Origin of the sequence: Clostridium sp. (assembly GCF_029267215.1) — a bacterium.
In the GTDB taxonomy this organism is placed as follows: domain Bacteria; phylum Bacillota; class Clostridia; order Clostridiales; family Clostridiaceae; genus Sarcina.
Map to the genome: position 1 here is coordinate 24,334 of NZ_JARIDH010000056.1, position 21,046 is coordinate 45,379.

At 27.4% G+C, this 21,046-nt stretch carries 23 protein-coding genes; 15 read left to right on the forward strand and 8 right to left on the reverse strand.

Annotated elements, in window-relative coordinates; translation table 11 throughout:
* Nucleotides 1-26 precede the first annotated feature (26 nt).
* Nucleotides 27-1,724 carry an arginine--tRNA ligase gene (gene argS, locus Q1K13_RS09880; protein ID WP_300350233.1) on the forward strand — a complete coding sequence of 566 codons (1,698 nt, stop codon included), beginning with the start codon at nt 27-29 and terminating at the stop codon, nt 1,722-1,724.
* 44 nt (nt 1,725-1,768) lie between these two features.
* Here argS and Q1K13_RS09885 read toward each other — a convergent pair whose 3' ends face one another.
* From Q1K13_RS09885 to Q1K13_RS09895, 3 genes are read right to left on the reverse strand one after another with little or no spacing between them, the layout of a single operon-like run.
* Complete coding sequence (locus Q1K13_RS09885; protein ID WP_300350236.1) at nt 1,769-1,918, reverse strand: FeoB-associated Cys-rich membrane protein; 150 nt, start codon at nt 1,916-1,918, stop codon at nt 1,769-1,771.
* Between the two features lie 19 nt (nt 1,919-1,937).
* On the reverse strand, nt 1,938-3,701 hold the full coding sequence (gene feoB, locus Q1K13_RS09890; RefSeq protein WP_300350240.1) for a ferrous iron transport protein B: 1,764 nt from the start codon (nt 3,699-3,701) through the stop codon (nt 1,938-1,940).
* 51 nt (nt 3,702-3,752) lie between these two features.
* On the reverse strand, nt 3,753-3,971 hold the full coding sequence (locus Q1K13_RS09895) for a FeoA family protein (protein ID WP_300350243.1): 219 nt from the start codon (nt 3,969-3,971) through the stop codon (nt 3,753-3,755).
* Nucleotides 3,972-4,169: 198 nt separating this feature from the next.
* Here Q1K13_RS09895 and Q1K13_RS09900 point away from each other — a divergent pair, with 198 nt between their 5' ends.
* Nucleotides 4,170-4,853: a ribonuclease H-like domain-containing protein gene (locus Q1K13_RS09900; protein WP_300350245.1), complete on the forward strand. Its 684-nt coding sequence runs from the start codon at nt 4,170-4,172 to the stop codon at nt 4,851-4,853.
* Nucleotides 4,854-4,935: 82 nt separating this feature from the next.
* On the opposite strand, the gene Q1K13_RS09905 is transcribed toward Q1K13_RS09900, so the two are convergent.
* The 3 genes from Q1K13_RS09905 to Q1K13_RS09915 form a co-directional block, all read right to left on the reverse strand.
* Entirely contained in the window at nt 4,936-5,787 is an 852-nt protein-coding gene (locus Q1K13_RS09905) for a ComEC/Rec2 family competence protein (RefSeq protein ID WP_300350247.1), read from the reverse strand.
* A 132-nt stretch (nt 5,788-5,919) separates the two neighbouring features.
* Nucleotides 5,920-6,123 carry a DUF378 domain-containing protein gene (locus tag Q1K13_RS09910; protein WP_300350249.1) on the reverse strand — a complete coding sequence of 68 codons (204 nt, stop codon included), beginning with the start codon at nt 6,121-6,123 and terminating at the stop codon, nt 5,920-5,922.
* A gap of 104 nt (nt 6,124-6,227) precedes the next feature.
* Nucleotides 6,228-6,698, reverse strand: coding sequence for an Lrp/AsnC ligand binding domain-containing protein (locus tag Q1K13_RS09915; RefSeq protein ID WP_300350252.1), 471 nt, complete (start codon nt 6,696-6,698; stop codon nt 6,228-6,230).
* A gap of 237 nt (nt 6,699-6,935) precedes the next feature.
* Between Q1K13_RS09915 and Q1K13_RS09920 the strand changes: the two genes are divergently transcribed.
* On the forward strand, nt 6,936-7,268 hold the full coding sequence (locus Q1K13_RS09920; RefSeq protein WP_300350255.1) for a hypothetical protein: 333 nt from the start codon (nt 6,936-6,938) through the stop codon (nt 7,266-7,268).
* A 26-nt stretch (nt 7,269-7,294) separates the two neighbouring features.
* Here Q1K13_RS09920 and Q1K13_RS09925 read toward each other — a convergent pair whose 3' ends face one another.
* Entirely contained in the window at nt 7,295-8,296 is a 1,002-nt protein-coding gene (locus tag Q1K13_RS09925; protein WP_300350256.1) for a CehA/McbA family metallohydrolase, read from the reverse strand.
* Between the two features lie 166 nt (nt 8,297-8,462).
* On the opposite strand from Q1K13_RS09925, the gene Q1K13_RS09930 reads away from it, so the two are divergent.
* From Q1K13_RS09930 to Q1K13_RS09940, 3 genes are all read left to right on the forward strand, one after another.
* Nucleotides 8,463-8,963 (forward strand): gamma carbonic anhydrase family protein, encoded by a 501-nt coding sequence (locus tag Q1K13_RS09930; protein ID WP_300350258.1) that lies wholly within the window; start codon nt 8,463-8,465, stop codon nt 8,961-8,963.
* A gap of 15 nt (nt 8,964-8,978) precedes the next feature.
* Nucleotides 8,979-9,824 (forward strand): CvfB family protein, encoded by an 846-nt coding sequence (locus tag Q1K13_RS09935; RefSeq protein WP_300350260.1) that lies wholly within the window; start codon nt 8,979-8,981, stop codon nt 9,822-9,824.
* 84 nt (nt 9,825-9,908) lie between these two features.
* Entirely contained in the window at nt 9,909-10,733 is an 825-nt protein-coding gene (locus Q1K13_RS09940) for a hypothetical protein (RefSeq protein ID WP_300350263.1), read from the forward strand.
* Between the two features lie 83 nt (nt 10,734-10,816).
* Here Q1K13_RS09940 and spoVB read toward each other — a convergent pair whose 3' ends face one another.
* Entirely contained in the window at nt 10,817-12,346 is a 1,530-nt protein-coding gene (spoVB, locus tag Q1K13_RS09945; protein WP_300350265.1) for a stage V sporulation protein B, read from the reverse strand.
* Nucleotides 12,347-12,483: 137 nt separating this feature from the next.
* On the opposite strand from spoVB, the gene Q1K13_RS09950 reads away from it, so the two are divergent.
* The 9 genes from Q1K13_RS09950 to Q1K13_RS09990 all read left to right on the forward strand — a co-directional run.
* Nucleotides 12,484-13,779, forward strand: a complete 1,296-nt coding sequence (locus Q1K13_RS09950) for a PQQ-dependent sugar dehydrogenase family protein (RefSeq protein ID WP_300350268.1) — start codon at nt 12,484-12,486, stop codon at nt 13,777-13,779.
* 88 nt (nt 13,780-13,867) lie between these two features.
* Complete coding sequence (locus Q1K13_RS09955; RefSeq protein ID WP_300350271.1) at nt 13,868-14,470, forward strand: hypothetical protein; 603 nt, start codon at nt 13,868-13,870, stop codon at nt 14,468-14,470.
* Nucleotides 14,370-16,046, forward strand: a complete 1,677-nt coding sequence (locus tag Q1K13_RS09960; protein WP_300350274.1) for a B12-binding domain-containing radical SAM protein — start codon at nt 14,370-14,372, stop codon at nt 16,044-16,046. The genes Q1K13_RS09955 and Q1K13_RS09960 overlap by 101 nt, the downstream gene beginning before the upstream one ends.
* 259 nt (nt 16,047-16,305) lie before the next feature.
* Entirely contained in the window at nt 16,306-16,632 is a 327-nt protein-coding gene (locus Q1K13_RS09965; RefSeq protein ID WP_300350276.1) for a V-type ATP synthase subunit H, read from the forward strand.
* The gene (locus Q1K13_RS09970; protein WP_300350279.1) at nt 16,619-18,565 is read left to right on the forward strand and encodes a V-type ATP synthase subunit I; all 1,947 of its coding nucleotides are present in this window, start codon (nt 16,619-16,621) and stop codon (nt 18,563-18,565) included. Before Q1K13_RS09965 ends, Q1K13_RS09970 begins: the two co-directional genes overlap by 14 nt.
* A 58-nt stretch (nt 18,566-18,623) precedes the next feature.
* Nucleotides 18,624-19,118 carry a V-type ATP synthase subunit K gene (locus Q1K13_RS09975; protein ID WP_300350282.1) on the forward strand — a complete coding sequence of 165 codons (495 nt, stop codon included), beginning with the start codon at nt 18,624-18,626 and terminating at the stop codon, nt 19,116-19,118.
* A gap of 30 nt (nt 19,119-19,148) precedes the next feature.
* Entirely contained in the window at nt 19,149-19,745 is a 597-nt protein-coding gene (locus Q1K13_RS09980) for a V-type ATP synthase subunit E (RefSeq protein ID WP_300350285.1), read from the forward strand.
* A gap of 12 nt (nt 19,746-19,757) precedes the next feature.
* The gene (locus Q1K13_RS09985) at nt 19,758-20,765 is read left to right on the forward strand and encodes a V-type ATP synthase subunit C (protein WP_300350288.1); all 1,008 of its coding nucleotides are present in this window, start codon (nt 19,758-19,760) and stop codon (nt 20,763-20,765) included.
* On the forward strand, nt 20,752-21,046 hold a 295-nt coding region (locus Q1K13_RS09990; protein WP_300346977.1), incomplete at its 3' end, for a V-type ATP synthase subunit F. The genes Q1K13_RS09985 and Q1K13_RS09990, both read left to right, overlap by 14 nt.

Consider the following 21,046-nt stretch of genomic DNA (forward strand, 5'->3'; position numbering starts at 1 on the left):
GATTATATAAAATAAGGAGGATAATTATGGATTACAAAAAGTTAGTTGCAGAAAGAATAAAAGAGCATGTTGACTTAGAATTAGAAAACATAGAAAAGCTTATAGAAATACCACCTAAACCAGAGATGGGTGATTTTGCTTTCCCTTGCTTCCAATTAGCGAAGGTTATGAGAAAAGCTCCAAATATGATTTCAAGTGAATTAGCAGAAAAAATAAACAAAGAAGGATTTGAAAAAGTAGAGTGTTTAGGGCCTTACTTAAACTTCTTTGTTGATAAGGTTGCTTTCTCAAAAAATGTTATAGAGAAAGTTTTAGAAGAGGGAGAAAAGTATGGTTCTTCTAAAGTTGGAGAAGGAAAAAATGTTGTTGTTGAATATTCATCACCTAACATAGCTAAGCCTTTTCATGTTGGACATTTATTTACAACAGCTATAGGACATTCATTATATAGAATGTTAAACTTTGAAGGATATAACACAGAAAGAATAAATCACTTAGGAGACTGGGGAACTCAATTTGGTAAGTTAATCTCAGCTTATAAGAGATGGGGTAATGAGGAAGCTTTAGAAGAAGCTCCAATAACTGAGTTATTAAGAATATATGTTAAATTCCACGATGAAGCAGAAAATAATCCAGAACTTGAAGATGAGGGAAGAATGTACTTCAAGAAGCTTGAGGATGGAGATGCTGAGGCAACTGCATTATGGGAAAGATTTAAAGATTTATCATTAAAAGAATTCAATAAAATCTATGATATGTTAGGAGTAGATTTTGATTCTTGGGCTGGAGAAAGTTTCTACAATGATAAAATGGATGTAGTAGTTGAAGAATTAGAAAAAGCTAACATATTAACTGAAAGTAATGGGGCTAAGGTTGTAATGTTAGATGATTACAATATGCCACCGTGTATAGTTGTTAAATCTGATGGAGCTTCAATTTATGCAACAAGAGATTTAGCTGCTGCTATGTACAGACAAAAAACTTATAATTTTGATAAATGTATATATGTAGTTGGTAAAGATCAAATATTACATTTCAATCAAGTTTTCAAAACTCTAGAATTAGCAGGAAAAGAGTGGGCTAAAAACTGTACACATATTCCATTTGGATTAGTTAAGTTTGCAGATAGAAAACTTTCAACAAGAAAAGGGAATGTAGTATTATTAGAAGATCTTTTAAATGAAGCTATAGATAAAACAAGGGAAACTATAGAAGAGAAAAACCCTTCATTAGAAAACAAAGAAGAGGTTGCTAAGAAAATAGGTATAGGAGCAATCTTATTCACATACTTAAAGAACTCAAGAGAAAGAGATATAGTATTTGATTGGAAAGAGATGTTAAGCTTTGAAGGGGAGACTGGTCCATATGTACAATACTCATATGCAAGAGCTAAGAGTATATTAAGAAAAGCTGAGGAACAAAATATAACAGCTACACCAGACTTTACTAAGTTAACTTCAAAAGAAGAATTTGAATTAGCTAAAACTTTAGAAGGATTCCAAAAAGCAATACTTTTAGGAATAGATAAATTAGAACCTTCAGTAGTAACTAGATATTCAATAGAAGTAGCTAAAGCATTCAACAAATTCTACAATAATCATACAGTATTAAATGTAGAAGATGAAGGTTTAAAAGCAGCTAGACTTGAACTTATAAAAGCTACTGCACAAGTTATAAAAAATGCTTTATTCTTAATAGGAATAGATGTAGTAGAAAAAATGTAAAACAAAAAAAGTCAATTCTAAGTAGAATTGACTTTTTTATTTTATTAATGTTTTTTATTTGAACAATTGCAGCTACCTGATTTTTTAGAACAACCGCTACATCCACTACATTGTCCTTTAGATGATTTTTTAAAATTTTTATATAGTATAAATATTACGGCTAATATTATTATGCCTGTAATTAAAAATTCCATTTATAACACCTTCTTTAGTCTAAAATAGTAATAAACCTATGTGGTAAACTATAAATGCACCGATCCAAGCAACTACAAATTGGAATATTACTGATAAAATTGTGAATTTACCACCATATTCTTTCTTTAATACACCAATAACACTTATACATGGAGTGTAAAGTAATACAAATACCATGAATGAGTAAGCTGATATTGAATTAAAGAAGTGTGGTAACATGTTTGTTAAATCACCTTTATAAATAACTTCCATTGTTGAAATAATAGTTTCTTTAGCCATTAATCCAGTTAATAATGAAACTGAAGCTTGCCAATCACCAAATCCTAATGGTGAGAATATAGGGGCTATGAATGAACCTATATTATATAAGAAACTGTGTGTTACATCATCAACTAATCCAGATATATTAAAGCTTTGTAAAAACCATATAACAACACTCATTGCAAAGATTATTGTTCCAGCTTTCTTTAAGAAGCTTTTAGATTTCTCCCAAAGTTGTCCTAAAACAGCCTTTGGCTCTGGAATTTTATATTCAGGAAGTTCTATTATGAAAGGCTCTTCATCTTTTTTAAATATTGTATTTTTAAATATTAAACCTAATATGAAAGCAGTCAAAATTCCTAGTAAATATAATGATGCAACGACTAATGATGCATTTTTAGGGAAGAATAAGGCTGCAAATATTACATAAACAGGTAATCTAGCATTACATGACATAAATGGAGCTAGAAGAGCTGTTAATTTTCTATCTTTTTCAGTTTCTAAAGTTCTTGCTGACATTATTGCAGGAACTGTACATCCAAAACCAGTTATCATAGGTAAGAATGCTTTTCCTGAAAGCCCTATTTTTCTCATGAATTTATCCATTAAGAAAGCGATTCTTGCCATATATCCACTATCTTCTAGTATTGATATACATAAGAATAAAGATAATATAATTGGTAATAAAACTATTATTCCACCAACACCTGAAACTATACCATCAACTAGTAATGATTTAAACCATGGTGCAGTACTAGATAATATAGTATCTAAATAAGGCATTAATTTATCGCTAAGTAAACCATCTAATGCATCAGAAATAGGTTGTCCAACCCATGAAAATGTAAATTGGAATACTAAAAACATTAAGGCTATAAATAATGGATAAGCAAGCCATGGATTTAAGAAGATTTTATCTAATTTATCTGTTAAGTTTGTTGAAGAGATATTACTTCTATCAAAACAATCTTTAAGTTTTTCTTCTATAAATTTATAAGTACTTGATTCATTTTCAAATGAATAAGTTTTATCATCTAAATATTTTGAAAAGTCTCCCTTTTCTATGAATTTCTTAACATCATCTAAACCTTCCTTTTTAGATGCAGTTATAGGAATTACTTTAAGATTAAAAGCTTTTTCTAATTTCTTAGAATCGATTTTTATACCTTTCTTTTTAGCTATATCATTCATGTTAAGAAGTAGAACGATAGGTTTTTTAAATTCCTTAAGTTGCATAGTTAAGTAAAGGTTTCTATCTAAGTTAGAAGCGTCAACTATGTTTAAAATAAGGTCAACATCTCCAGATTCTAAGAATTTCTTAGATACCTTTTCCTCATTTGAAAATGTATCCAAGGCATAGATACCAGGTAAATCTACTATTTTTGCTGAGTTGAAAAATCCTTCCTTTTTATCAACTGTAACACCTGGCCAGTTTCCTACATGTTGATTAGAACCTGTTAAAGCATTGAACAGGGTAGTCTTACCAACATTAGGATTGCCGAGTAAAGCTATTTTTGTCATTAGTTTTCCTCCTAATTAAATTATTCTGTTTTCAAATTCAATATTAATCTATTATTTTAAGATTATATTTTTAGCATCTTTTTTTCTTATTGCTAAATCGAATCCTCTTAAATTTATTATTAATGGATCACCTAGTGGTGCAACTCTCTTTAATTTTATCTCAGTTCCTTCTATACATCCTAATGCAAGAAGTCTTTTTGCAAGACCATTGTGTCCACATATTTTATCTATAACACCAGATTCACCGATTTTTAAGTCATATATACTCATCTTAAGCACCTCACTAATGAAAATCATTATCAAATTCATTTAAATTATACCAACTTGTCTTTAAGTTGTCAATTACTAAATTAATGTAATTTTATAGTTGTCTTTGTATATATTAAATTTTAATAACCCTTAACTAAAAAGGAATATAATGATATAATATCTTTGTTAAAAGTTTATATAAAGGAAAAGAGTGATAAAGTGATCATAAAAGAGCATGAAATAGATATTGATGAATTAGATCTTAGTAATGCCCTATCTTTTAATGAAAATTATGATATATATAAACAGGCTGTATATTTTGATTTAGAACACTATGTATATAAAAAACCTAAGTGCATAGGTGTTTTTGGAGCTGGATACTATGATGAAGAGAAATCTAAATTCATAGCAACCCAATATATGATAGAACATAAGGGTGAAGTAAGAGATATTCTTTATTTAGCAAAGAAATACTTTATAATGGTAGCAGCAGAAAAAAAGAAAAAATACATTGTAACATTTTCTGGTAATAATGATTTTACTGTTATAAACTATTTGTTTGATAAATATGGAATAAACTTTGATTTTAATAACTACTTTAGATCTGTTGATATACAGAAAATTTATGAGCATACTTTTAAACAAGGGATAGGTCTTAAGGCTTTAGAGAAGAAGTTTGGAATAGAAAGGGAAGGGGATGTGCTTTCTGGTTCTAACTTAGCAAAAACTTTCCATAAAGTTTTAAAGGATAAGGAATATTTTCAAAGAATGCCTAAGGAAAAAGTTGAGAAAATATTAGTTTATAATGAACAAGATGTTGTAAATTTATTTTATATATTAATTAGTTGGAAAAAAATATTAATAAATTTAGAAGATGAGGAAAAAGAAATATCTGAAGAATAGTAAGGTATTTTTAATAGTTTATTATAGTCTAACAGGCTATAAAGCTAAAGGCACCAGTAATTATTGGTGCCTTTAGCTTTTTTTATTTTACTAATGAAAGTTCTTTTCCATTTGATGATATTTTTATAGTTCCATCTTCATCAGTTCTAAATATTTTTATATTTCTTTCCTTAAGTTTATTTAGTGTAGATTGGTTTGGATGACCATATGAATTATCTAAACCAGCTGATATTATAGCTATTTTAGGAGAAATCTTATTTAAAAAATCTTTTGTAGATGAAGTATGACTTCCATGATGTCCAACCTTTAATACATCAGATTTTATATTATAGTTGTTTTTTAGAACTTCTTTTTCAGCCTCTTCTTCTGCATCACCAGTAAATAAAAAGGAGGTTTCACCATAGGATATTCTCATAATAGGTGAATAGTTATTTAAATTTTCATATAGTTCATTAGAGGGGGAGAATATTTCTATATTAGTGTTTTTTCCTAAATCTATATTGTTAGATTTGTTTGCGGATAGTATATTGATATTAAGTTTTTTTTCTTTTAAAACATTTACTAAGTTTTTAAAAGATTCATTGGTATGAATAACTTTAGGAGAATAAAGTGAATCAATAGGGAAAGTTTTTATTATTTTAGCTATACCTCCTATATGGTCATCATGAGGATGAGTGATTATTATAGAGTTTATCTTTTTTATATTTTGAGATTTTAGGTATTTTATTAGAAAATCAGAAGATTCAGGAGTGCCAGCATCTATTAATAGGTTCTTTTCTTCACTCTCAATTAAAATAGAATCACCTTGACCCACATCTATATAATGTACAATGAAATCTTTTCTTTGTGAGAAGGAAGGCATTTTATATATAATTAAAGAAGAAGTTAGTAGTATTATTAGCAAATAAATTAATTTACGATAATTAAATTTCAATAAATAGGTGCTCCTTTAAAAATGATTTTATAAATAGTATTACCTTTTGAATGATTCATAAACATAAAAGTTATAATAAATTAAAAAAATATGATGAAAAAAAATAATATCCCTTTAAAGGGATATTATTTTTTAATCGTTTATTTTGTTAAAGTAGCCGTAAAATGATAAGCAATATAAACCGCAAAGGCCAACTAGTACATATATACTTTTACTCCAAATAGATCCTATTCCAAATATTGCATCAACTAAATTAAAACTCATAATACCAACAAGACCCCAGTTGATTGCTCCTATTATTACAAGAGTAAGAGCTATTATACCTAATGTTTTCATAATTAACACATCCTTTTCTAAGAATATGTTAATAGTATTAGTAATATTTTTTTGTTTATGCATTTAAATAAAAAAAAAAGAAATAGCTAAAAGCTATTTCTTTTTTATAAAGTTATGTTTTTATCTATTGGCTGTGATAAAGAAATAAATGTGTCAGTTCCACTGATTCCATCTATATGGTTTATCTTATTCATTAAAATATCTTGAAGGTCTGATATGTTTTTACATATAACCTTAGCTAATATAGCATAGTCTCCAGTTATTAAATGAAGTTCAACAACCTCTTTTATTTTTGATAATTCATCAAAAACATGAGTGTATGATGAAGTAGAGTTAACATGTATTCCTACGAAGCATGTTACATCATAACCTAACTTAGGAAGATTTAAAAGTATTCTAGTTCCTTTTATTATTCCTAAATCTTCCATTTTTTTCATTCTAACATGGATTGTACCACCTGAAACATGGCAAATTCTTGCTATTTCTAAGTAAGGTGTTCTACAATCTTTTATCAAGATATCTAAAATTTGTAAGTCTAATTCATCTAAATGAGTTGATGTATTTATTAAAGACATAATATCACCTCTTTAAAATTTGAATAAAATGATAATTATATTTTAGCAAATCTTTTATAAAAATACTATATATATGTTTGAAAATAATAAAATTATTTTTGTTAATTTAACACATTCATAAAAATGACTTTTAATATGTTAATTTTTAAAGAACAAATTAAAAAATTAAAAACTTGAATTTGTTTTTTTTTTAGACTAATATATTATATAAGGAGTATTATGCAAGGAGGAAAGAGGATGCTAGGAGTACTTATTTCTATTTTACAATTAATATTAGTTGTAGTATTAGTTTTTGGTGGATTCTCACTATTAAGCAGATATGTATTCAACAGGGTTAGAGTAAATAAGTGGATAATATTAGCGGCAGCTATAATAATATTTTTAATACCAATGTTTGTTCCGATGAATACATGGATTATGCTAATAGTTTCAGCAATATCCGTAATGTTATTATTCTGGTTTTTTGATGTTCAAAGAAATGGATATCCAAAAGTTAAAAAGGATAAAAAAATTGTTATAAAACCAAAGGCAAAACCAAATAGAGTTAAACATAATAATACAAAAAAATAAACTCCAATTAAAGGGAGTTTATTTTTTTATTCATAATTAATAAATATTGGGGAAGACAGGGCTTCTTTTTCCCCATTTAAAAATATTTTAGTAACAATCCAAGTGATTTTTGGAGAGGACTTGCATTCAAAGATATATTTCACATCACTTAAATCAATATTATTAATTTCTTTTAAAATTTCTCCACCAGAAACTATAAATTGAATTTTTGAAATTCTATTTTTAATATCTTCAGCCTGAACATATAATCTTAAAATATCATTAGGACGAATAATTAAAGTACCTCCCATAAAAACTGAATTTATTGAGAAGAGGAGTTTCAAACTTCTAGATTCTGTTGAAAAAACATGATGTTCCTTAAAAGCTGAAAGTACGGAGTTTTTATTAAGTCTATGAGTAATTACACAGGTTAAATTATCATTATCACCAAAATCTAGCTTGTGATTATCTTGAGAGTTTATAGCAGAAAGTTTAAAACCTTTATCAAGTAGAGAAAAAAATTGAGAGTCATATCTTTTATATTTTCCTTTAGAATTTCCATTACCAACTTCTATTGAACATAAAAGTTTATCTAGAAGAGGAGAAAAAATTATGTTTTTATCTATAGAGTTTTTTGGGTGATTTATACTTAAAATAGCATTGTGATCATTTATGAGCCAAAGTAAAAGATAATTTATATCAGACACTATACCTTTAAAAAATGTGTTTGGGCATAGTATATTTAGATGTCCTAAAGTGGTTGATTTAGCTTCAAAACCAGAAAGTGCTAAAAAGTCTGAATGTTTTTTATTAAATTTATTTATACATTTATTTAAATATAGCCATTTAGAAATCTCTTTATTTTTATCCCTTATATTTTCGCTTAAATATTTATTATGATCTGTTAAAATTAAAAAATCTAAGCCTTTATTTCTAGCATATTCTAAAGCTTCCATAGGTGAACTTTTACCAGTTGAAAGAGAGGTGTGAGCATGAGGGATTCCATAATAAAATTTAAGCTTATCAAAGGAAAGATTTTTTTTATCCATTAATACCTCTTAATATTTATTTTTATAGTATATAATATTAATGAATAACAAATTAAATGAATTAAATTTAATTTTTAATTTTATAAATTAATATAAGAAAAAATACATAAGTGGACATAAGTTCATTGGTGTGATAAAATTACAAGAATGACTAAGAGGTGATCATATGTTAGTTCAAGTTAAAGGGAAAAAACCTAAAGTAGATGAAAAAACTTTTATAGCCGAAAATAGCAGTATAATAGGAGAGGTTTCTATTGGAAAAGACTGTGGAATATGGTTTGGTGCTGTTTTAAGAGGCGATGAAAGTAAAATAACAATAGGAAATGAAACTAATATACAGGATAATGCAGTTTTACATGGAGATAGTGAATATGCTGTGAAAATTGGAAATGGTGTTACTATAGGTCATGGTGCTATAATTCATGGATGTGAAATAGAGGAAAATTGTTTAGTTGGTATGGGTGCAATCATACTAAATGGAGCAAAAATAGGAAAAAATACCATGATTGCTGCAGGCAGTTTAGTTAGTCAAAATAAAGAAATACCAGAGGGTGTTTTAGTTTTAGGAGTTCCGGGGAAAGTTGTTAGGAAACTTACAGAGGAAGAAATAGAAAATTTAAAAGAGTCAAGAAGAAATTACGTAGAGCTTAAAAATCTTTACATATAGATATAGGAGGAGTTTATGATAATAAACGTAGGAAAATTTAATAAAATGAAAGTAGTTAGAGAAGCGGATTTTGGATACTACTTAGATAGAGGAACAAGAAATACTTCAGATGACATTCTAATTCCAAGAGCAAATTTAGATGGGAAAGAAGTTAAAGTTGGAGAGGAAGTTGATGCTTTCATATATAGAGATTCAAGAGATAGATTAATAGCAACTTTAAAAGAACCGTTAGCTATTGTTGGAGACGTAGCTTTGTTAGAAGTAAAATCAAATACAAAAATAGGTGCTTTTGTTGATTTTGGATTAGAAAGAGATATATTAGTTCCAATTAAAGAACAAAAATACAAAATGGTTGAAGGAAAGAAATATTTAGTTTATATATATGTTGATAAAACTGGTAGATTAGCAGCTACAACTGATGTAGATAAGTATTTAGATGAATTAGAAGAGCCTAAAAAGGGAGCAGAAGTTTCAGGAGTTGTTTATGGATATCAAACAAATGATTCATTAAGAATTGCAATAGACAACCAATTTAGAGCTGTGGTATTAAAGAATGAATACTTTACTAATATTAAGCCTGGAGATACTATAAAAGGTAAGATAATAAAGGTTTATGAAGATGGAATAGTTGGATTATCTTTAAGAAATCATAAGCTTAAGGAAAGAAATGAATTAGGAGATACAATATTAGAGTATTTAAAAGAAAATGGTGGAGTTATGAGTTTAAATGATAAGAGTACACCAGATGAAATAAGAAATGTATTTAAAACTTCTAAAAACTACTTCAAAATGGCTTTAGGTGGTTTAATGAAAAAAGGTTTAATAGAACAAGATGAATTTGGAACAAGATTGAAAAAATAAAAAGCAGGCTTTAGGCCTGTTTTTTTTTATGTATAAATTTAAGTTTTATTGGGAAATTTATCTTTACGAAAGAAGGTGGATTTTATGAAGAAAATAATCATAAGAATAATGTTTTTCGTGGCTTTAATAAGTATATTATGTCCAATTGAAGGTGAAGTGGTAAATGCTAAGGGAATAAATAAAATAGAAAATTTAAATAATAAAAATCCTAACAGTATAAAATTTTTAGAAGATAAAAATGGAATTGTTATCATAAAAACAATAACTGAAAATGTGGTTATTGTTGATGGAAAAGATTCCAATAAAATAGAATTGGTAAATAAGATTAAAGAAGAAAATGGAATGAATCTATATATGTTAGTTATTAGAAATACTGATTTAGAAACTGAGTTCTTTATAAGAAGAATGATTAATTCTATGAATATTAAGAAAATAGTTGTTCCTAATATAAATAATTTAAATAAGAATTTAGTTGAATATTTAAAAATTAAAAAAATAAGTTTAAGGGATATGAAAATGGGCTTTAATTCAAATGTTGGTAATGTAGAGCTTAGAGGGAAATGTATTAGTGGATTGAATAATGAGGGAATGATTTTTTGTTCTGTAGATAATATAAAAGTTGGGTTTATTTCAAGGGAAATGTTAAAGGAAATAAAAAAGGAAAAATTTGTTCTTAATAACAAAGTAGATGTTTTAAATATAAGAGGAAGTAGTGATTTTACAAAAAGTGAATTTAGAGAAATTGTTAAAGAGTTAAGGCCTATTAAGATTATAGGAAATGATGAAAATGAAATCTATTATTTGAAGGAAGCTAAAAAAAGAGGAGTTAAATATTATTCATTAAAAAATAGAGGCTGCTTAATTATAAAAAGAATATTAGGGGAAACAAAAGAGTTTGAAATAATATAAATTTTACATGAAAAAGCTTTATCAAAAACAATAAAACATTAAATTAATTTATGTTTTATAAGTTTTTTGATAAAGCTTAATTTTTATGAGACTTTAATTGATTTATTTTTAAATTTATAAAGTATTTTGTCCTTAAGTATTAGAAGTGTAAATATTACTATTGAGATTGAACTTATAACTAAAGCTTGAATTCTATAATCTAAATAAGAAAGTGTTAATGAAAGAGGGCTTAAACAAATATAAGTTAACAGGCCAGTTAAAATGTATATGAAAAAATTAGAGAGGGAAAGTCCTATATTTATATTCTTGTAAATTTCATACATATTTAAACAAAGTGATAAGGATGAAACTATAAGCATTGTAATTGCATAACCATAAATATTAATTGAAGGTATTGCTGTTAAGAAAAATAATAGACTTAACTCTAATATTTCAATTATTATGTTATTTCTAAGAATTATATTTTGTTTTTCTAATCCGTTTAATATTCCATACATGGTGTTAGACACAAATACTATAGGCATTATTAGAGAGGTAATTTTAATATATTCTCCTAAATCATCTCTTCCAAAAAAAACTTTTCCTAAGGTATCTGGAATACATACTCCAATGACTGTGGTACAAATACCTATTAAAAATGCTATTTTTATAACATCTCTAATCCTTTTAGCAGCAGAATAATAATGTTTTTTACTAAGTGTTTGAGAAAGGTCTGGTATTAGCATTGTATTTATTGAAGAAACAATTATTAATGGAAAAGTTACAATAGACATTGCCATTGCAGAATACTTTCCAATCAAAGCTAATGCTTCAGAATAGGTGAATCCAGCAACCATAAGACGTTTAGGAACGAGTAATGTGGAAATAACGCCAAATATACTCATTAAAAAGCCATTTAAACAAAGAGGAACAGAAGTTACTAAAACATCAAAAAGCAACTGAGCCCTACTTTCACCTTTAGTATGTTTCCTTGGATTTTTACTAATTGTATATTTAAAATATCCAAAAAGTAAAATCAAGCTTTGAAGTTCACCTAAACAAAGTGCTAGATAAGCCAAGGTAACTAATGATTCTAAGGTTTTTGCATTAAATATAAATATAAGTATAGCAAGAACTAAAATACGCAAAGATTTTTCTAAAATATCTATAAAAGAAGGAACTGTTATTTTAGAGGTGCCATAGAAAAATCCTTTTAGTATATTTGAAAGTGATATAAATATCATGGCTGGACAAGTTACCATAATTGATTTTATTATTCTAGGATCCTTAGCCCAATAATGTCCTATTATAGGAGAAAGGAAAAATACAAAAAATCCTATAATAAAACACCATATAAAATTAAATGTTGCCACAACTTTCATTGTTCTAATTATATTATTATAATCATTTTTGGCTGAGTAAACAGCTGTTATCTTTGAAATAGCAGCTATAATTCCAGCTGTCATAATAGATATAAACAAATTATATATTGGCATTATAATACCATAAAGCCCCATTCCTTCAGGTCCTAGTATTTTAGAGAGGTACATTGAAAATATAAAACCTAATACCCCTGTTGTTAAATTTGAGGCTGTAAGCATAAAGGAGTTTTTATAAAAATCATCTTTACTCAATGAATCACCACCTTATTAAAAGTTCAATAATAATGAATATTCATAAGTTATGTTAAATATTCATTATATAGGAGTGAATTTAATAAGTTACTTCTATATATTTAAGAAGAAATAAGGGGGATGTAGTAAGAGAAAATATGAAAAATGGTATAAAATTTTTAGGTATATTTTTGATTAGTATTTTATTATCTTTTTTAATTTGTTTTTTTACAAGTAAAGATGGTAAATACATTAAAAGCGAAGAGTTTAATGAGGAATTAATTCTTAAGGGACTTAAAGGAGCTAAGGCTATATGTAGTGATGAAGAAAACAATTTATATTTAGCTGTGGAAAACAATATTTTTAAGGTTGATAAAAGTGGAAATATGAGATTAGAAATTAAGGAAGAAGGGAGGATTTTAGACTTAGAATATTACGAAGGAAAACTATATTATTCTATGGAAGGAAAACTTTCTACTCATGATTTAGTTAGTAAGGAAGGAAAAATATTCATAGAAAATATTCCTAATAAAGGAGTAAATGGATTAGATACAAAAATACTCTTAAGAGAAGGAATTTTATATCTTACTATAGGTTCCTCAACAAATTCAGGGATTGTTGATTTTGAAGAAGGAATAGAGGATGTTCCACCATTAGATATTATTTTAAATGGAAGAAATTATGATGATAATAAAAAAGGAGCTTTTGTTCCATTTAATACAAAAACTTTTAAAGGGCAAAAGATAAAAGGAAATATACTAGGGAATGCTTCAGTGATAGAAGTGGATTTAAAGAAAAATGAAAAAAATATATATTCATATGGATTAAGAAATGTAAAAGGTATTGACTATAATAGTGAAGGAAAAATATTTGCAGTGATTGGGGGCATAGAGGAAAGTGGGTATCGTCCTTTAAGTGGTGATACAGATTATTTGTATGAATTGAAAGGAGAGAAAACATGGTATGGTTGGCCAGATTATAGTGGAGGAGATCCTGTAAACTCTCCTAAATTTAGAGAAGAGGGCAAGCCGAAGGTTAACTTTATAACAGATGAACATAAAAGTTATATAATGCCTAAACCTATTTATCAAAATACAAAGGTTGGAGCTATGAATTCATTAACAATAGACAGAGAAGGGGAATTTGGAAATAAGGATTCATTTATATTTTTTGATGATAAAGAAAAAGCTTTGATTAAGCTTTTAAAAGAAGGAGAAAAAAAAGAAATAGCTTTTCTTGAGGGTGAGGCCTATATAGATGATATTAAAATAATAGGGGGGGATTTATATATAATAGATGGAAATGAAGGTGTATTATTTAAATTAAGTAGTAATTATAAGAAAAGTGAATTACAAGTAAAATCATATATATTTTTAATATTAATAAATAGTATATTAATAGCTATTTTAATAACTAAATTTTTCTTGAATTTAAGAATAAGAAGATTTAAATAAAAGTTAAGAGTAATTTTTTCTTTTTAAGTATAGAAAGAATTACTCTTTAAATGTATAATGGAATAAATTGGGAAAAAGGAGTGGTTTTATGATTAGAGAAGTTATGTTAGATATGAGTAACATAAATTTTAAAGGTAACACATTAGATGTAGGTATAGACAACTATGGAATTATTTATAATATATTAAAACAGACTGAGGATGAAATAAGTGTTGATTATTATGTGGAAGATTTTAATGATGAATATAGAAATCAATATGACAATGGAGTTTTATTTTTTTCACTAAGTCAAATAAATAAAAAAAATATGGATGATGTTTTAAAAAATATATGGAATAATATCAGATTTGGAGGAAATCTATACCTTTGGGATAGGGAAAAAAATAAGAAGGAAACGGTAAATGATAAAATAAATGTAATTATGCCTAATGGGGAAGAAAAAGAAATAAAGTTCATAGATAATAGTATATCTAGTGAGTTTAATATAGAGAATACTAAAAAAACACTTGAAAAATATTTCGAAATACAAGAAACTAGAGTTTGTGATAAAATAATTTTCATGAAAGCAATAAAGAGAGGAAGTATAAAAGATGAAGATACTACTGACAGCAATAAACTCAAAGTATATCCACAGCAACTTGGCTGTGAGGTATCTGAAAGCATTCACAAAGGATTTAGATTTCCAAGGTGATATAAAGGAGTTTTCAATCAATGATAGAGTTGAGAATATATTAGAGGGTATAATCGAGGAGAAACCAGATGTGGTGGCTTTCTCCTGTTACATATGGAATATGGAGTTTGTAAACAGAGTAGCAGAGCTTATAAAACTTGTAGATCCTAAAATAGAAATTCTTTATGGAGGACCAGAGGTTTCTTATGAAGGAAAAGAATTCTTAGAAAATCATAAAGGGGAATACGTAATAGTAGGTGAAGGGGAACATACATTTAGAGAGTTTGTCCTTTATAAGTTAGGGGAAAAGAAATTAGAGGATATAAAAGGTATTTATTACAAAAAAGATGATAAGGTTATAAAAAATCCTGAAAGACCTCAAATGGATATGAATGAATTAATATTCCCATACACATATGAAGAGGATATAAATAATAAAATTGTTTATTATGAAGCATCAAGAGGTTGTCCATTTAAATGTAAATACTGTCTTTCTTCTGTAATGCATGGAGTAAGATTCTTAGATGTAGAAAGAGTAAAAAAAGAATTAAAATATTTTATGGATAAAAAATTAAAGTTAGTTAAGTTTGTTGATAGAACATTTAACTGTAATAGAGAATACACAGTTGAACTTCTTAAATACTTAAGTGAACAAGATACGGAAACAAGATTCCATTTTGAGGTTGCAGCAGACCTTTTAACAGAGGAACAAATAGAAATTTTAAATAAAGCTCCAAAAGGAAGATTTCAATTAGAGGTTGGAGTACAAACTACTAACAATGAGGTTTTACATAATATAAATAGATATATTACATATGAAAATATAAAAGACAAGGTTTTAAAGGTTGCAGCTTATAATAATGTAATGCAACATTTAGACTTAATAGCAGGGCTACCAGGAGAAAATTTAGAATCATTCAAAAATTCATTTAATGATGTTCATGCAATAAGACCAGATGAAATACAACTTGGCTTCTTAAAATTATTAAAAGGTTCATCTATGAGAGAAGAAGCAGAAAAGTGGGGAATAGTTTACTCACCATATGCACCATATGAAATAATAAGAAGCAAAGATATAAGTTATGAAGAATTATTACTTCTTAAAAAAGTAGAGGCTATGGTGGATAAATATTATAATTCCTGTAAATTTAACAATGTAATTAAGTTTTTCTTAGATATATATGAAAAACCTTTTGATTTTTACTGTGATTTAGCTATGTTCTTTGAAGAAAAAGGAAATTTCAAGAAAAGTATAGGAAATGTTGAATATTATAAGCTATTATTAGAATTTTATAATGAAAAACTTCAAGGGGATGATGAAAATTTATTAAAAGAAGTCTTAAAACTAGATTATTTATGTTTCAACAAGAAGAGATGGTTACCAGATTTTCTTATTAGAACAATTACAAAGGATGAAGAACAAGAAATAAAGGATATGTTTAATAGAGAATTGCCTTATAAAAAGTCTCACATAGAAAAATTTGAAATTGATATAATTAATTATATGAAAAATGGGGAAATTAAATATGAACATAAATATTTAATTTTTGATGAAATGAATTTTAGTTATGATTCTTTTATGGAAGTAAATAAATAGTTTTAATTATATGCATAATAGAAGTCTTAATATGAAATATATATTGATGTGCAACTTTTTAAAAATCAATTGAATTAACAATTTATTCAAAAAATGCAATGTAGATTTTTGAATAAAAGGTTATGAAATTGTATACAATAATAAAATTGTGTTGAATTAAGTTGATTTTTATGTATAATTAATATTAAGGGTTAATTAATACTATATAAAGTATTAATATATATTTTATAAAAATTCCTTATATAAAGGTGGTGAAACTTTGGCAATAGAAGCAATAAAAGAAATTAGAAAAGTGGAAATGCAAGCTGATGAAATGATTAAAGAATCTCATGAGCAAAGCAAAAAGATAATTTCAGATGCAACAATTGAAGGTGATAAGAGATATAATGAAATAATAACTGAAGCTAAAAATGTTGCAAAAGAAATTATGAATAATGCAGAAGATGCTGGAAAGAAAGAAGCAGAAATAATACTTTCTGAAGGCAAAGGAAAATGTGCTGAGGTATCAAATCTTACAGGAGATAAGATTAATGATGCAGTAAATTTAATTATTGAGAGGATTGTGAAAACTAATGGCAATAGTTAAGATGAATAAATTCACCTTACTTGCCTTTGAATCAGAGAAAGAGAAGCTTCTTAGAAAAATTCAAAGTTCTTCAGAGGTTGAGTTTATAAACCTACAAAGCGAAGAAAAAGTTGAAAGCAATGAAGTTTTTGAGTCTCTTAATAAGGATGATTTAGATTCTGAAGCATTACATATTGAAGAGAATGTTTCAAAAACAAGATCAGCTTTAGACTTTTTAAAAGAGTTTGTTCCTGAATTTGGTGGAATAAAAGCTTTAAAAGCTGGTAAAGAAAGCTTAACTTTAGATGAATTAGAAACGAAAGTTGAAAATAGCAACTGGGAAGTGGTTTATTCAGAGGTTAAGAACATGGAGAGAGAGCTTGCTACTCTAGAAAATGAAAAGACAAAGCTTATAGGTGAAATAGAAATCTTAGAGCCATGGCAAAGTTTCGATGCTCCATTAGGTGAATTAAATAATTTGAAAAAAGTAGTTACATTCTTAGGAGTAATTTCAAGTCAAAATCTTGAAAATATGAAGAATGAAATCGAAAGTGAATTTAAGGAAAGTTATATAGAAGTTATTTCTGATACTGACCAGGATTCATACATCTTTGTAATGGGAATGAAGGAAGATAGCGAAAAAATAGATGATATATTAAAGCAATTTGGTTTCTCAGCATTTCAAAGCAAATACACTGAAGAAATTTCTGTTCTTTTAGAAAAGTTTAAATCTGAAATAAAAGATATAGAAAACAAAAAAGCAGATTTAAAAGCTACACTTTCAAATTACAGAGAAGAAAAAAGAACTTTAGAATTAGCTTTTGAATACTACAGCAATATTATGGTTAGAAAAGAAGCAAGTGAAAACTTCTTAAAAACTGATAAAGTAGTAGTAATTCAAGGATGGGTTCCTGAAAATGATAAAAATGATTTACAGGAAGTTATAAAAAATTCAGTAGGAGATATGTATTATCTTGAGTTTGAGGAAGTTAAAGAAGAAGAAGTTGCAGAAGTTCCAGTTAAATTACATAACAAAGGACCAGCATCAGCATTTGATTCTATAACTGAAATGTATAGTTTACCAAGATATGATGAAATAGACCCTACACCATTTTTAACACCTTTCTACTTAATATTCTTCGGAATGATGGTTGCTGATATGGGATATGGAATAGTATTATTCTTAGGAACGTTATTAGCTCTTAAGTTCTTCAATTTAGACGAAGGACAAAAGAAATTTGTTAATTTCTTTATGTATCTAAGCTTAGCTACAACAGTAGCAGGAGCAATATTTGGTACTGCCTTTGGATTTGAACTTAAGTTTGGATTGATAAATCCAAGTAAAGATACGAATTTACTACTTATGTTATCAGTAGGATTTGGTGTAATACAAATATTCTTTGGACTATTTATTAAGGCATATATGCTTATAAGAAATGGTGAGTATTTATATGCATTATTCGATGTTGGATCATGGGTTATGCTTTTAATAGGTCTTCCAATGATATTCTTTGATGGTCCTATAAGCTTAGTAGGTAAAATTTTATCTATAGTTGGATCAATCATCATAATAGCAACACAAGGTAGAGATGAGGAAACAAAAGGTGCAAAAATAGGTCAAGGATTATACGCATTATATGGTATAACAGGATATGTAGGAGACTTAGTATCCTATACAAGACTTATGGCATTAGGTATTGCAGGTGGATCAATAGCAGCTGCACTTAACCTAATAATAGGTATGTTCCCAGGAATAGCACTTATAGTAATTGGACCACTATTCTTCTTAGCGGCTCATACATTTAACATGCTTTTATCATTACTAGGAGCATATGTTCATACAGCGAGATTACAGTACGTTGAGTACTTCTCAAAGTTCTATGAAGGTGGTGGAAAGGCATTTACACCATTCAAAACTATAAACAAGTTTATAACAGTAAAAAAAAATAAATAATAACAGTTAAATTTAAATTAAAATAAAAAAACATTATATTTTCAGGAGGAATTAAATTATGGAAAACTGGATTTCATATTTTATGGCAAATTATGGAGGATTAATATTTGGAGCTTTAGGAATTGCTTTAGCTGTAGGTATGTCAGGTATAGGATCAGCTAAAGGTGTTGGTATCGTTGGTGAGGCAGCAGCAGGATTAGTAACAGAAGAACCAGAAAAGTTTGGTAAGGCATTAGTTCTTGAATTATTACCAGGTACACAAGGTCTTTATGGATTCGTTATAGGTTTCTTAGTATTTAACCAAATTAGTAATGGAGACGCTTCATTAGCAAAAGGATTATACTTATTATTTGCATGTTTACCAATAGCTATCGCAGGTTTATGGTCAGGAATATCTCAAGGTAAAGCAGCAGCTGCTGGTATACAAATATTAGCTAAAAAACCAGAGCACAATACTAAAGGTATCATATTCGCAGCAATGGTTGAGACATATGCATTATTAGGATTCGTTATATCATTCTTATTAGTAAATGGTGCTAGCGTAATAAAATAATAGTAAGCAAAGATTGGAGAAGTGAAAGGAATGTCAAATTTAAACAATTTAACTTCCAAGATTCTAAATGATGCTGAAGAAAAGAAAAAGTATATATTAGCTGACGCTGAAGCCCAAAAAGATAAAATAATATCTAAGAAAACTAATAGAGCAGAAGCGGATAAAGAAGAAATAATAACTAAAGCTAATATAGAAGCAGAAGTTAAAAAAGCAAGAATAATTTCAAATGCTAAATTATCAGTAAGAAATGATATGTTAAGAGTTAAGCAAGACGTTATATCAAAAGTATTTAACGAAGCTATAGAAAAGTTACAAAATCTTTCTAATGGAGATTATAAGTATTATGTTATTTCAACTTTAGATTCTTTAGAGTTAGAAGGAACAGAAGTTATTATAATCAATGAAAAAGATAAAGATATATTTAGCAATGAGTTCTTGGAAGCATTAAATAAAGAACTTGAATCTAAAGGAAAAAAAGGAAGTATTACATTAAATATGGAAGGCAAATTTAATGGTGGCTTCATATTAGATAGAAATGGAATACAAATAAATAATACCTTTGAAGCTTTAATTAACTCTTTAAGAGGAGAGTTAGAGTTTGAGGTGAATAAAGTATTATTTGATTAAGGAGGATGAAGAATGGATTCAATGCAATTTTTGCAATTAATTCCTAGAATCAGAGTATACGAAAAGAAACTCCTTGATAAAGCTCAAATAGAAAGAATGATAGATGCAAACACTTCAGAAGGTGCATTAAAAGTTCTACAAGAAACAGAGTATGCAGCATTTATGAATGAAGTAAGAAGACCAGATGATTATGAAATTCTTTTATCAAATGAGTTAGTTAGATTGTATAAAACTATGTATGAAGCTAGTCCTTTAAAAGAAATCATAGATGTTATGGCCTTAAAATATGACTATCATAACATAAAAGTGTTAGTTAAGGGGAAAATCTTAGATAAAGATTTTTCCCAAATGCTAATACCAGTTGGTATGGTAGGAGTAAATGATTTAAAATCTGCAATAAATGGAGAAGATTTTGGTAGACTTCCTAAGAAAATGGAAGAGTGCTTAAGAAAAATATTTGAAAAGTTTGAGGAAACTAATGATCCTCAATTTATAGATTTAATCGCAGATCAATACTTATATGCTAATATTCATGAAATTGCAAATAAGAAAAATATAAAAGATAAGGCTTTAGATAGATATCTTACTAATCTTATAGATTTAAATAATGTCAAAACATTATTAAGAGCTAAAAAGCAAGATAAAAATGTTAACTTCTTTTTAGATGCTATAGTACCAGGTGGTAGTATAGATGCAAGTAAGTTTAGAAGTTTATACTTAGATACAATCGAAAATATTCCAAACAACTTAAGTAGTAAAGAATATTCACAAGTACTAAGAGAAGGTATAGCTAGTTACATAGAGACTTCATCAGTTAGTGAATTTGAAAAGCTTATTGATAATCACATAATGAGTATAATGAAGGAAGCTAAAATAGTAACTAAAGGTTTAAAGCCAGTTTTAACATATATGTATGTTAAAGAGAATGAAATAAAGCAAATAAGAACTATCATGGTTGGTAAATTAAACAATATTACTAAGGAAGTAATAAGAGAAAGGCTGCGTGATGGATATGTATAAGAAAATAGGAGTTGTAGGTGATAAAGATTCAGTTTTAGCTTTCAAAGCTCTTGGAATAGATGTTTTCCCTGTAGTTGAAGATGAAGAAGCTAGAAAAACAATTGATAAGCTTGCAATGACAGGTTATGCAGTAATCTTTGTTACAGAGCACGTAGCTAAGAATATAGAAGAAACTATCGAGAGATATACAAGACAAGTACTTCCTGCTGTAATATTAATTCCAAGCAATCAAGGAACTCTAAATATAGGAAAACAAAGAATATCAGATAACGTTGAAAAAG